The following is a 12,935-nucleotide window of genomic DNA, read 5'->3' on the forward strand; positions in this document are numbered from 1 at the left end:
TGGTGTTGCAGCGACGGTGCCGTTGTTGCAGTGAGCCGCTGAGTCGGGGTCAGTCCACCCGGTCGAGCTGGGCCTCCACGCAGCTCAGGCGGACCAGCAGCCCCGCGAGGTCGTCGGCCAGGCCCAACAGCTGTTCCCGCAGGTCGTCGGCGGTGGGCAGGTCGACCTCCTCGGCGCTTCCCGCCAGGGTGTACAGCGCCAGGTCGACCGCGCGCAGCAGCCGACGGGCCAGCGCCGAGCCTGTGGCGACCAGCCCGGCGACGTGCGGGCGGAGCCGCTCGCGGGCATCCCCCGGGGCCTGGGCGATCAGGCTGTCCGTCGCGGCGAGATTGCCGACGATCGTGGGGACGTGGGCCCGGACGATGTCGATCGTGGTGGCGCAGAACACCTGGGCATCGAGCGTCGGCGGCTGAGCGGGTTTCGGTGCCTGGTTTATCGAGACTCCGGGTGTCACGTCGTACGGTCGCCGGTCGCGACCTGGAAGGGTTCGGCTCCCCCATCGACACGGCGGCTAGGGGGTTGAGCGGTTCCGGTGCCCGGCCCAGCGCGGCACAATCTGCGAATACCGTTCCGCCGCAGGCGAAAAGTGCCTCTAGGCGATCCGCGCCAGCTGCATCTGCGCGATTCGCAGCTTGGCGCTCAGGCCGCCCAGCTCCGCGACCCGATCCAGGAGCTCACGGCGCAGGTCGCCCGCCCGGCCGCCGGGAACGTTGCCGGGGCCCTCGGCGAGCAAATGCAGGGCCATGTCCGCGCCCCGCCCCAGCCGGTGTGCCACGTCGCGACCGGCCTCGACGAGACCGAAGACGTGGTCGCGCAGCTCTTCGGTCGCCGCGGCGGCGGACGAGGCGCTCTGCACGAGCCGTTCGGTGGTGGCCAACGTGGCCGCGATCATCGGCAGGTGCGCGTCCAGCATGTCCATCGCGGCGAGGCACATCGCCTCGACGTCGATGGCCCCCGCACCCTCAGGGTGGGGCCCGGCACCCTTGCTCATGACTCGCTCCGATCGGCGTCCCCGGGCCGCCCAGCAGCCCGATTGCGCCTCCCCATCGGTTCGGCGCCGCGCAACCTGAGCGAATGCCCAACAGCCGCAACACCGCTCCAGGTCTCCCGGACGGGCCCTGCACGGCACGGTCGCGGGATGCCATGGTGGAGGCATGAGGTCCTGTTGCGCGGCGTACGTCGACGTCGGCTACCTGCTCGCGGCGGCCGCGACGCGGGTCACCGGCAGTTCCCTGCGCCGCGGCGTCCAGACCGAGTACGCCGAGCTCATCGCCGCCCTCATCGCCCAGATCGAGGCCGACAGCGGTATGCCGTTGCTCCGCGTCAACTGGTACGACGCGGGCTCGCGCCCGGGCGGCATGCCCGACGCGACCCAGGATGAGATCGGCGCCCTCCCCCGGGTCAAGCTGCGCCTCGGCCGCCTCTCCTACTCGGGCGAACAAAAGGGCGTCGACGTCCGGATCGGGCTGGACCTGGCCATCCAGGCGCAGCATCGGGTCGCGGACGTGGCCTACCTCGTCTCCGGCGACGACGACCTCACCGAGGCGGTCGAGGAGGCCCAGGGGCGCGGTGTGCAGGTGGTGCTGCTGGCCGTCGCCGGTCAGGACGAGCGGCCCCTGGCGGTGTCGAAACACCTCATCCGCGCCGCCGATCGGGTGCTGCTCATCGACCCCGCGGCCATCGACCGCACCGTGAAATCGATGGCGATTCCGGAGGGCCTGCTCAGCTCGCTGGCGGGCGACGCCGAGGCGGCGGGCCCGGCGGCCGAGGCGGAGGCCGGCGCGGCGACCGACCCCTCCGCGATCCCGTCGACTGCGGGGTCGTCCGCCGACGCAGCCGGCGGCACCGAGGGTGTCGGCTCGGCGGCGGAACAGGTTCCCGGCGCCGCCCCGCGCGCCCGTAAGCGCACCAGGGGTCAGGTCGCGGCGGGGATCGGCTCAGCCGCCGTCGCGGCAGGCCACCTGGACAAGGGCCACCCCGCGCCGTCAGACACCACACCCGGGCCCGCCGCCAGCCCCCTCGAGCCCGCCCGCCCGCCGAGCCCCGCGCTGCTGGCCCGCCGCAAACCCACCGAACTCGTGCTGCCGGGCACCCCGGCCGTCGCCGACCGACCCAGCGAGCCCGCCGGCCCCGCCCCCCTCGAGCTGACGCCGGAACTCTTCGACGACGTCGCGAAGCGGGTGGTCGCGGCCTGGTGCAGCAGCGCAACCCCCCAGGCGCTCATCGAGCTGCGCGAGCGGGGTCCCGCCATTCCGGCCGAGCTGGACCGGGCGCTGCTCGTGGACCTCGCGGGCCGCGGCGCCGGGGAGGACTTGGATGACGCGCACCGGCACGCGGTTCGGGACCGGTTCTGGTTCCATATCGCCCGCGTCCGGATGGCCTGAACCGGCCCTGCCGCACGCCGTACGCCGTACGCCGTACGGCCAGCTCAGTGCCCGAAGCGGTCGGCGTCGAGCTTCTTGGGGTCGGGCCGGTCGTCGGCGATGGTGGCCATCTCGTCGGCCGTCAGGGCGAAGTCGAACACGTCGAGGTTCGCGGCCTGCCGGGTCGGGTCCGCCGACTTCGGGCAGGCGGCGTGCCCCTGCTGGACGATCCAGCGGAGGACGATCTGCTGCGGGGTCTTGCCGTACTTCGCCGCCAGCTCCTGGACCGCCGCCTCTGCGGTGCAACTCCCGCCCTCGCCGAACGGCCGCCACGCCTCCGTGACGATCCCATGCTCGCGGTGCAGGGCCACGAGGTCGGCCCGCAGGGTGTGCGGGTCGAACTGAATCTGGTTGACCTCCGGGGTGAACCCGCGCGCGAACAGGTCGGCCAGGTGATGCGCCTTGAAGTTCGACGTCCCCACGGCACGGACGAGTCCCGCCTCCTGAACGGCGAGGAGCCCCTCGAAGGCCTCGACGTACGTCCCCTGCTTCGGGTTCGGCCAGTGGATGAGGAACAGGTCGAGATAGTCCAGACCGAGCCGCTCCAGCGAGGCCTCGCAGGCCTGCCGGACGCCGTCGACGCTGTGCCACTTCTTGTTGAACTTGCTGGTGACGAACAGGTCAGCCCGCGCCACACCGCTGCGGCTGATCCCCTCGCCCACGCCGTCCTCGTTCTCGTAGTTCTCGGCCGTGTCAATCAGGCGGTAGCCGACCTCGATCGCCGAGGCGACCGCGGCCGCGCAGTCCTCGCCGACCAGCGGCCAGGTCCCGAGGCCGAGCTGCGGCATCTGGCTACCACCGGCGAGCGCGGTGGTGGGGGCGGGGGTGGTCATGGCGGCGATTCCCTTTCGTGGGCGGCGGTGGCGCGTACGGCGGGTAGCGGGCCGTCCGGAGAGTCTATGAGCCGCGGCGGTCCAGCCGGCGGGCGACCTCACTCCGTCGACGTCCTGCCCGACCAGCGCACCTCCTCGTCGTCGAGGTGAGTCTGCACCTGCCGAAGCGCCGTGTCATCGATGGTCCGCGCGTCCCGCATCCGCACGACGGTGGCCCGCTTGTGGGCGATCAGGGCCAGCCGTAGCTCGGCGTACTGTCGTTGCCGGTCCCGCCCCCGTGCCTCAGCCGCGCCGCGATCCCCGTCCCCGTCGGTGTGGGCATCGCCCGGCAGGGCGTAGAGGCGGTCTTCGTACTCGCTGCGCACGTGCGCCGTGATGTCGGCGTCGATACCGAGCTCCCCGGCGATGCGCGGCAGCGCCGCGAAGGCCTCCTGCACCGCGGTGCGCTGCGCGAGCCGCACCTCGTCGGCGACGGAGTGATCCTCCGGCAGGTTGGCCCAGCGGATGATTCGCGGCAGGGCCAGCCCTTGCAGCACGAGCGAGGCGACCACGACCCCGGCGGTGACGAAGACGATCATGTCGCGGGCCGGGAAGTCGCCTCCGCCGGCGAGGGTTTCGGGCACGGACAGCGCGACCGCGAGGGAGACGGCGCCGCGGAAGCCGGCCGCGGTGCTGACCATCCGGGAGCCTGGGGTGGTGCGGAGCGTCCGCTGGTACGGGCGGCGGTCAAGCACGCGAATCGTGAAGATGGGGACGTGCTGAAAGACCAGCCGCGCCACGACGGTGGTGACATAGACCGCGGCGGTGACCAGCAGCGCCCGCCCCAGCGCGACCGAGGTCAGCCCGTGCACAGCGCCGGGCAGCTGCAGGCCGATGAGCACGAAGAGTGTGCCGTTGAGTAGGAAGCTGGCCACGGTCCACACCGGAGTCTGCTGCTGGCGGGCCTGCGCGGAGATGATGCGCGGCGCGACCTGGGACATGTAGAGGCCGCAGGTCACCACGGCCACCACGCCCGAGGCGTGGATGCCCTCGGCGAGGAGATAGGCCGTGAACGGGGTCAGCACGGCCGCCACCGTGTTGTGCAACGGGTCGACCACACGTCGGCGGACCCAGCGTGCCAGAACGCCGGCCAATCCCCCGACCAGCACCCCGCCGCCCAGCGAGACGGCGAAGAGGGCGGCCACGTGGCCGGCCTGGGGGACCGCATCCCGCTGGGCGAGGTCGAGGGCGAGGGCGTACACCACGAGCGCGGTGCCGTCGTTGATGAGGCTCTCGGCGCGCAGGGTCGTCTGCTGGCCGCGGGACAATCGGCCGGCCATCGACGTCAGGACGGTGGCGTCCGTGGGGGCCACCGCGGCCCCGATGATCCACGCCGTGCCCCAGGCCAGGCCCAGGGCGTGCGCCACGAGCGCAACGACGGCCGCCGTGAAGATGACCAGCAGCGTGCCGTTAAGGATGATCCCGCGCAGGAACCGGCGGATCTCCCGCGCCGAGGTCGTCAGCGACTCCCAGTAGAGCAGCGGCGGAAGGAACAGTAGCAGCACCGCCTCAGGCGGCAGCCCGAGCCCTCGGAACGGCGGTATCAGCGTGAGGAGCAGGCCGGTGGCGACCAGAGGCAATGGGGACGGTATGCCGAGGCGGCGTGCCGCCAGGCTGGCCAGCAGGACCGCGATGCCGACGGCAACGATCAGTTCAAGCCCGAGCACCCTCTCAGCCTGCCACGCACTGCCGCCCTGTTATGTCGACTGGCGCCCGCCTTGATGGAGGGCGCCAGTGGGCATAAGAGGGCGGCAGTCGGACAGGTCGGGATGGAGCGGAGGGTCGCGTCTGCTGGTCGGCTCGCGCTCGGTGGGTCGCGTCAGTCGAGCACGATCTGCGGCGGGTCGATGCCGTTGAACCGGCTGGCGTAGCCGTCGACGTACGCGCCGGCCTGCCGCAACACGATGACGTCGCCCTCGGCGGCGTCGCCGGGCAGCCGCACCGTGCCCGGCACGACGTCGAAACCGTCGCAGGACGGCCCGGCGAGCACGAACTCCACCGCCTGCGCGGTGCTCGACCGCGTCAACTCGGCCCGGAAGGGGAGTTTGGCGAACTCGAGCACCTCGAGCAGGCCGTGGAAGACGCCGCAGTCCAGGAACAACCACGACGACCCGCCGCGCTCCTCGCGGGAGATCACCGACGTGTACAGGTCCCCGGCCGGGGAGGCGACGAATCGGCCGGGCTGCGCAGACAGCCGTACGTCGGGCGGGAGGTGCCGCCGCGCCGCGTCTGCGATGCCCGCAAACACCTCGGCGCACGCCCCGGGGTGGGTCTGCTCGTCGACCGGGAAGCCGCCCCCGATGTCGACGAGGTCGACGGGCAGTCCGGCGGCCCGCGCCTGCGCCACCAGCCGGCCCGCGTCCACCAGGCCCGCGCACCACGGGTCAGGCGTGGGCACCTGGGTCCCCACATGGAAGCAGATGCCACGCGCGCCCAGACCCGCCTCCGCCGCGCGCCGCAGGAGCGGCACCACCTGCTCCGCGTCGCAGCCGAACTTGCGCGCGAACTGCGCTGTGTCCGCAGGCCCGACGGCCGCGGCGGGCGCGAATCGGACGAGAACGTCCGCACCGGGGGCGTGTCGCGCGAGCTTGTCCACCTCGCCCGCCGACTGGAAGACGAACCGCCGCACGCCCAGCTCGTGGACCCGCGCGATGTCCTCCGCGGGCTTCACCGGGTTTCCGAACAGGAGCCGCTCGGGCGCGATCCCGAGCCCCAAGACGTCGCGGACCTCCCGGAGCGAGGCCACCTCGAAACCCGTCGCCACCGGCGCCAACGCCGTGAGGATCGCGGGGTGTGCCAGCGACTTCACCGCGTAGAGGATGTCGAAGCCGGGCAGCCCCGCCCGAATGCGCCCGACCTGTTCCGCCGCGGCCGCGGGCCGCAGGACCAGCCGGGGGGCGGTCACACGGGGCCCCGGACGAGCGGCTGCTGGTACGTCGGGAGCACGGCCGTGGCCTCGACCATGCCGGCGTTGAGGAATCGGGGCACGGCGCCGAGTTGCGCCGCCCGCGCGGCGTACTCGGCGTCGGACAAGCGTGGCAGCGGAGCCCGGCTGCCGTAGAGGAATCCGAACGCGGACAGCTGGTACGTCGGGACAACCGCGGTCCGCAGCCCACTGTGCGGAAACACCTGCGCCATGAGCTCGCTCATGGCCGCCACCTCGTCCGGCTGGAACAGCAGGGACCCGCAGTGGATCGCCGCGATGCCCCGGTCGGTGAGCCGGTCCCGCACGGCGGCCAGATATTCGGCCTGATAGAGCCGCGCGGCCGGTCCGTCGGGGTCGGGGTCGGTGAGGTCGAGCGTGATGACGTCGTACGCCGTGGCGCCGTCCCGCACCGCCTCGAACGCGTCGCCGCACACGAGGTTCGCCCGCGGGTCGTCGAAGGCGCCGTCGGAGACGCCGGGCAGGTGGAGCGCGCACAGCTCGCGCACCCGATCGTTGATCTCGACCTGCGTCGCCGCCACGCAGGAGGGGAAACGTAAAGCGTGCTTGAGGGCGCCGCCGTCGCCGCCGCCGAGGATGAGGAACCGCTCGGGGGAGCCGTGCAGCAACCCCGGCAGGGTGACCATCATCTCGTGATAAATGAACTCGTCCGACTCGCTGACCTGCACGATCCCGTCAAGCGCGAGAAACCGGCCGAAGAACGGCGAGTCGTAGATCTCGATGTGCCCGAACTCGGTTGGCTCGTCGACGAGCTGCTCGCTCACCTCGATCCCGATCCGGATCCCACCGCGCCCGCCGGGCAGTTGCGCCTCCGTGAACCACGCCATCGAGTGAGCCTCAGGTCCTGGCGAACGCGACACCGCGCGCGACGACACTCGACTCCACCCGCTGGGCGCCGAGCCCGGCGCGGACGACCTCAACCGCAGCCTCCGGCTTCATGGCGTCGCTGCAGGTGAACGCGTCCAGCGCGACGAAGTCGCGCTCCGGCCAGGTGTGCAGAATCAGGTGCGACTCGGCCAGGACCAACGCGATGGTGGCCCCCACCGGGGTGAACGTGTGCGTCAGCTTGTCCACCACGGTGGCATTCGACGCGTCCGCTGCGGCCTGCAGCAAGCGCTCGAGCGCGGGGACGTCGTTGAGGACCGTTGGATCGCAACCATAGAGATCGGCGGCCACCTGGACGCCGAGGCCGCCGGCGGGGGATTCGTGCACCGCGACAGATTACCAGCACGTGACCGGTCCGCCGATCAAGTTCGCTGGTGGCGGGGTCGCGAGGGCTGCCGGCGGGTCGGGAAAAGGGCGGGTACGTCGTCACGACGTACCCGCCCTCTGCCGCACCACCTGCGCATTCACGCGAGGGCGGGAATAACCTCACGTTCACTTGAGGTCGGTAGCTCTCCCGCGGAAAGACTTGACGGCGCACTCGACGCGCCGACGGACCGAGCGGCCGGCGCCGCCGCGAGGGCCGAGTCTGCTGCCGCCTCGGAGCGGACCGAGGCGCGTCCCGCGAGGACCTCGCGGGTCCGGGCGCGGTCGAGGGTGCCATCCCACCAGGCGATGACGAGGGCGGCGACGGCGTTGCCGGTGAAGTTCACGAGCGCCCCGCATTCGGACATGAACTTGTCGATGCCGAAGATCAGCATGATCCCGGCGGCGGGGATGTGCCCGACGGTCGACAGCGTGGCGGTGAGGGCGATGAAACCGCCGCCCGCGACGCCCGCCGCGCCCTTGGAGGTGAGCAGCATGACGGCGAGCATGACCAGCTGCTGGCCGATCGTCAGGGGGGTGTTCGTCGCCTGGGCGATGTAGATCGCGGCCAGGGAGAGGTAAATCGCCGCCCCGTCGAGGTTGAAGCTGTAGCCGGTGGGCACCACCAGCCCTACGGTCTCCTCCTTGACCCCCGCGTTCTCCATCTTGCGGATCAGACCCGGCAACGCAGGCTCCGCGGTCGACGTCGCGAAGATCAGGAGGTACTCCTCCTTCAGGTAGCGCAGCAGCGCGAAGATGTTGAGCCGCAGCAGGGCCATGACGCCGCCCAGCACGACGACGACGAACAGCGCGGACGTCACGTAGAACAGGGCCACCAGCGACCCGAGGCTGCTGAGGGTGCTGACGCCGTACTTGCCGACCGCATACGCCATCGCGCCGAACGCACCCACCGGCGCGGCCTTCATCAGAATCCCGAGCATCTTGAAGAAGACGGCGGTCAGCCGCTCGATGCCGTCGAGCACCGGCCGACCCACCGGCCCGGTCAGGTTGAGCGCGATGGCGAACAGCACCGCCATGAAGATGATCTGGAGGATGTCGGTCGTCACGAACGGGGCGGTGAAGCTGTCCGGGACGATGTGGGTCAGGAACGACCACCACTGCTGGTCCTGACCCGAGGCGATGAGCCTGGCAGCCCCCTCGGAGCATGCCGATCGCGAGGGCCAATATGGTGCCGCCCTGGAAGTACAAGAGGGCCTTCAGCCCGGTCATCCCCACCTTGCGCAGGTCCGCGACGCTGGCGATGCCGCCCACGATCGTGAGGAGGATGATGGGCCCGATGAGCATCCGCATCGCCGCGACGAAGGTCGTGCCGATCGGCTCCATCGACTGGGCCAGCGAGGGGTTCGTCGCGCCCAGGACAATCCCGACGACGATCGCGACGATGACCCAGAAATAGAGCTGACTATGCCAGGGCTTCTTAGCGACGCTCGCCGCGGCGGCGTCCTGCCCGATGATCTTCATGGCTCACTCCCTTGTGAGTCGGCGGCGTCTCAGACGGTCGCGAGTTCGGCTGTGGGCGTCAGGATTTCGGCTGCCGGCGGCAACAGTTCGGCGGCCTGGTCGGCGATGGCCCGAGCCACCTCCAGCGTGCGAGCGGTCCCCCCGATGTCAGCGGTCTTGACGCCGCGGCCGGTGACGATCGCCACGGCTTGCTCGATGGCGGCCGCCTCTGCGGTGCGACCGAGGTGGTCCAGCATCAGGGCAGCGGAACTGATGGCGCCCACCGGGTTGCAGACACCCCGGCCCGCGATGTCGGGGGCGGAGCCGTGGACCGGCTCGAACATGCTGGGGAAGCGACGCTCGGGGTTGATGTTGGCGCTGGCCGCGAGGCCGAGGGAGCCGGCGAGCGCCGAGCCGAGGTCGGAGAGGATGTCGGCGTTGAGGTTGGACGCGACGACGACCGAGAGGTCCTCGGGGTGCAGGACGAACTTGGCGCTCATCGCGTCGACGAGGACCTTTTCGGTGGCGACGTCCGGGTAGTCGGCGGCAACGCGGGCGAAGACCTCGTCCCAGAGCACCATGCCGTACTGCTGGGCGTTGGACTTCGTCACGCTGGAGACCTTTGCACGGCGCGGGTGCGGGCCAGGTCGAAGGCGTAGCGCATGATCCGCTCGCAGCCCTTCTCGGTGAACAGCGAGGACTGAATGGCAACCTCGTTCCCGGGGCCGCGGCCGGAGAGGTTGCGGCCACCGATCCCTGCGTACTCCCCTTCGCTGTTCTCACGGATGCAGACCCAGTCGAGGTGGCCTCGGCGACCTCTAGGCCGACGCCGTCGGCGGGGATGGCGGCGATGCGGAAGGTGTTCATGGGGCGCTCCGTTCGGGTGCTGAGGTGGCGGTTCCGTTGGCCACCAGTAGAGCGGCGCCCCCATTGATAGGTCCAAGACACAATTTCGATAGGACCGATCGGCTCAGACGATCAATCCTGCTCAACACCCGCTTCCCGGCGCCGACGCGGCGTGGCCCGGGCCAGGTCGAGGAACGCCGCCGCCCCCGGGGTGAGGTGCGCCGGTCGGGCCACGACGGCCACGTGCAACGGCACCCGCGGTTCGATCCCCAGCACCCGCAGGCCGGAGGCCCGCGCCAGCTCGGTCCACGCCGACGGCAGCACGGCGTGCCCCACACCGGCGAGCACCAGGGGCAGGATCGAGGTGCGGTGGCCCACCTCCGCGACGATCCGGGCGTCGGTCCCGCCGGCGATGACGTCGTCGATGAGCCAACGCATCAGGGAGCCCTGCTGCGAGACCACGAACGGCTGGCCGGCGAGGCCCTCCCGGCGTACGGTCCGCTCCGTCCCGAACCCGTCGTGCGCCGGGGAGACGATGAGCACCAGCGGCTGCCGGCCCATGGGTACGACGACGAGATCCGCCGCCCGCACCGCCTCGCGGGACCCGACGAGCCCGATCTCGGCCTCCCCGGTGCGGACGGCCGCCAGCGTCTCCTCCGGCCTGAACGCGGCGCGCACGTTCACCGCCATGTCCGGGTGTCGCGAGAGGAAGGCCGAGACCAGGCCGGTCAGCGGCTCGATGCCCGGCGAGGGCATGGACACGACGTCGACGCGGCCCGCCTGCAGGCCGCGGCGCGCCAGGACCGTCGCGCGGGCCGCCTCCAGATCGCGGACGAGGGTGCGCGCGCGGCCGACCGGATCCTGCCCCGCCGAGGACAGGACGACGCCGCGGCCGACGCGGTGAAAGAGCGGTACGCCGAGTTCGCGCTCGAGGTTGGCGATCGACTGCGACAGCGACGGCTGCGAGACGAGCAGGGCCTCGGCAGCCCGGTGGTATCCGCCATGGTCGACGATCGCGAGGAAATACTGCAGCTGGCGCAGGTCCATGCTTGCTCCCTCCGCGATGCGGCCCGCCGCGCTCGGCGTACGGGCGGACTCTCCACGGTGACACAAAGGGACTTGTCATGACGACCACCGCTAGTTATCATACAAGTCATCGGGTTGTCCGATGACTAGCCAAAGGCGGCCCCCATGCCGGACTCCATCTCCTCCGTGACCCTCTCCTCGGTCGTGCTCCCCCTGAAGACCGAGATCAGCGACGCCAAGGTCTTCACCGGCCGGCAGAAGCCGATGACCGAGGTCGTCTTCCTCTTCGCCGAAATCGCCACGACCGACGGTCTGCAGGGCGTCGGATTCTCCTACAGCAAGCGGGCCGGCGGCCCGGCCCAGTACGCGCACGCCAAGGAGGTCGCCGAGCTCCTCGTCGGGGAGGACCCCAGCGACATCCCGCGGCTCTACGACCGCCTCCTGTGGGCCGGCGCCTCGGTCGGCCGCAGCGGCGTGGCGACCCAGGCGCTCGCCGCGATCGACGTCTGCCTGTGGGATCTCAAGGCCAAGCGCGCGGGCCTTCCGCTCGCGAAGCTGATTGGTGCGCACCGGGATTCGGTGCGCACCTATAACACCTCCGGCGGCTTCCTCAACACCCCGCTGCAGCAGCTCAAGGAGAACGCGGCCGCCTTCCTGGAGGCCGGCGGCGGCGGCATCAAGATCAAGGTCGGCCACCCGGATTCCCGCGTGGACATGGAGCGCGTCCGTGCGGTCCGCGAGATCGTCGGCGACCGGCCGTTCATGGTCGACGCCAACCAGCAGTGGGACCGGCCGACCGCGATGCGGATGGGCCGGCGGCTGGAGGAGTTCGACCTGGTCTGGATCGAGGAGCCGCTGGACGCGTACGACGTGGAGGGGCATCGCCAGCTGGCCGACGCGCTGGACACCCCGATCGCCACCGGCGAGATGCTGGCCAGCGTCGCCGAACACGTCCGCCTCATCGAGGGCCGGGCCTGCGACATCATTCAGCCGGACGCGCCCCGGGTCGGCGGGATCACCCAGTTCCTGCGGCTCGCCACGCTGGCCGACCAGGCGGGCCTGCAGCTGGCCCCGCACTTCGCCATGGAGATCCACGTGCACCTCGCCGCGACCTACCCGCGCGAGCCCTGGGTGGAGCACTTCGACTGGCTGGCGCCGCTGTTCAACGAGGAGTTGGAGGTTCGCGAGGGTCGGATGTTCATCCCCGACCGGCCGGGCCTCGGCATCACCCTCACGGACCAGTGCCGGGCGTGGACGCGCGAGAGCGTGACGTTCGGCACCCCCTGACCCCCGGATACGGCGCCGCGCGCACCCCTGAGGAGCCAGCCCTGCGCGCGATCCGGGGGAGGCCCCGCGGGTCCCGCGTGGTCGAGAATGAGGCAATGAGCTCGCTACCGGCGGCCGCATCGCCCCTCGACCGCGACGACCCGCGGGGCCTCACGCACGCCCTCGTCGAGCAGCTCAAGGCGCAGATCCTCGACGGCCGGCTGCGCCCCGGCGACCAGCTGCCGACCGAGGCCGCGCTCACCGAGACCTACGGCGTGTCGCGCACCGTGGTCCGCGAGGCCATCGCCCGGCTGCGCGCCGCCGGGCTGGTCGACTCCCAGCAGGGCCGGGGTTCGTTCGTCCTCGACGTGCCGACCGCCACGGCGACCGGAGCCGCCCCGTTCCCGGTGCCGCGCACCCACGCCGACGTCGTGGACCTCATCGAGTTGCGGATCGGCGTCGAGTCCGAGGCGGCGGCGCTGGCCGCCACCCGACGTACGGCCCATCAGCTCGCCGCGCTCACCCGCGCGTACGACGCCTTGGCGCGCACCGCCCAGTCCCCCGGCGGCACCGTCGAGGCGGACTTCGCCTTCCATCTCGCGATCGCGCAGGCGAGCGGCAACCGGTACGTCGTGGCGCTGCTCACCGCCCTCGGCCCGGCCATGATCCTGCTGCACCGGGCCCACCTCGACGACGGCTCGGACATCACCGACGCCCCGCACTTCGCCGTCGTCCTCGGCGAGCACGCTACGGTGCTGCGCGCGATCGAGGCCCAGGATCCCGCGACCGCCGCGGCCGCGATGCGCCTGCACCTCGCCGCGTCCCGAGCCCGCCTGCGCCGAGCGTGAC

10 protein-coding genes and 3 pseudogenes are annotated in these 12,935 nt (G+C 71.6%); 3 read left to right on the plus strand and 10 right to left on the minus strand.

All coding sequences use genetic code 11. The features are described from left to right. Nucleotides 1-49: 49 nt before the first annotated feature. Nucleotides 50-454 carry a hypothetical protein gene (locus IPK37_06020; protein QQS01937.1) on the minus strand — a complete coding sequence of 135 codons (405 nt, stop codon included), beginning with the start codon at nt 452-454 and terminating at the stop codon, nt 50-52. Nucleotides 455-592: 138 nt separating this feature from the next. Beyond that, complete coding sequence (locus IPK37_06025) at nt 593-991, minus strand: hypothetical protein (protein ID QQS01938.1); 399 nt, start codon at nt 989-991, stop codon at nt 593-595. Between the two features lie 163 nt (nt 992-1,154). Here IPK37_06025 and IPK37_06030 point away from each other — a divergent pair. Next, nucleotides 1,155-1,685 (plus strand): annotated as a pseudogene (locus tag IPK37_06030) (NYN domain-containing protein). A gap of 743 nt (nt 1,686-2,428) precedes the next feature. On the opposite strand, the gene IPK37_06035 reads toward IPK37_06030, so the two are convergent. The 8 genes and pseudogenes from IPK37_06035 to IPK37_06070 form a co-directional block, all read right to left on the minus strand. After that, the gene (locus tag IPK37_06035; protein QQS01939.1) at nt 2,429-3,256 is read right to left on the minus strand and encodes an aldo/keto reductase; all 828 of its coding nucleotides are present in this window, start codon (nt 3,254-3,256) and stop codon (nt 2,429-2,431) included. A gap of 98 nt (nt 3,257-3,354) precedes the next feature. Continuing rightward, complete coding sequence (locus tag IPK37_06040) at nt 3,355-4,962, minus strand: Na+/H+ antiporter (GenBank protein ID QQS01940.1); 1,608 nt, start codon at nt 4,960-4,962, stop codon at nt 3,355-3,357. 152 nt (nt 4,963-5,114) lie between these two features. Further along, the gene (locus IPK37_06045) at nt 5,115-6,200 is read right to left on the minus strand and encodes a type III PLP-dependent enzyme (protein QQS01941.1); all 1,086 of its coding nucleotides are present in this window, start codon (nt 6,198-6,200) and stop codon (nt 5,115-5,117) included. Continuing rightward, the gene (locus IPK37_06050) at nt 6,197-7,066 is read right to left on the minus strand and encodes a hypothetical protein (protein ID QQS01942.1); all 870 of its coding nucleotides are present in this window, start codon (nt 7,064-7,066) and stop codon (nt 6,197-6,199) included. The genes IPK37_06045 and IPK37_06050 overlap by 4 nt, the downstream gene beginning before the upstream one ends. Nucleotides 7,067-7,076: 10 nt before the next feature. Then, entirely contained in the window at nt 7,077-7,451 is a 375-nt protein-coding gene (gene speD, locus IPK37_06055; protein ID QQS01943.1) for an adenosylmethionine decarboxylase, read from the minus strand. Nucleotides 7,452-7,588: 137 nt separating this feature from the next. After that, nucleotides 7,589-8,969: pseudogene (locus IPK37_06060) on the minus strand (cation:dicarboxylase symporter family transporter). A 29-nt stretch (nt 8,970-8,998) separates the two neighbouring features. After that, nucleotides 8,999-9,819: pseudogene (locus tag IPK37_06065) on the minus strand (tartrate dehydrogenase). A 107-nt stretch (nt 9,820-9,926) separates the two neighbouring features. Further along, nucleotides 9,927-10,841 carry a LysR family transcriptional regulator gene (locus tag IPK37_06070; protein ID QQS01944.1) on the minus strand — a complete coding sequence of 305 codons (915 nt, stop codon included), beginning with the start codon at nt 10,839-10,841 and terminating at the stop codon, nt 9,927-9,929. Nucleotides 10,842-10,985: 144 nt separating this feature from the next. Here IPK37_06070 and IPK37_06075 point away from each other — a divergent pair, with 144 nt between their 5' ends. Both IPK37_06075 and IPK37_06080 read left to right on the plus strand, forming a co-directional pair. Continuing rightward, nucleotides 10,986-12,107 carry a mandelate racemase/muconate lactonizing enzyme family protein gene (locus IPK37_06075; GenBank protein QQS01945.1) on the plus strand — a complete coding sequence of 374 codons (1,122 nt, stop codon included), beginning with the start codon at nt 10,986-10,988 and terminating at the stop codon, nt 12,105-12,107. A 95-nt stretch (nt 12,108-12,202) separates the two neighbouring features. After that, nucleotides 12,203-12,934, plus strand: a complete 732-nt coding sequence (locus tag IPK37_06080; protein ID QQS01946.1) for a FadR family transcriptional regulator — start codon at nt 12,203-12,205, stop codon at nt 12,932-12,934. Nucleotide 12,935 lies beyond the last annotated feature (1 nt).

It is taken from the genome of Austwickia sp., assembly GCA_016699675.1.
Classification (GTDB): Bacteria; Actinomycetota; Actinomycetes; order Actinomycetales; family Dermatophilaceae; genus Austwickia.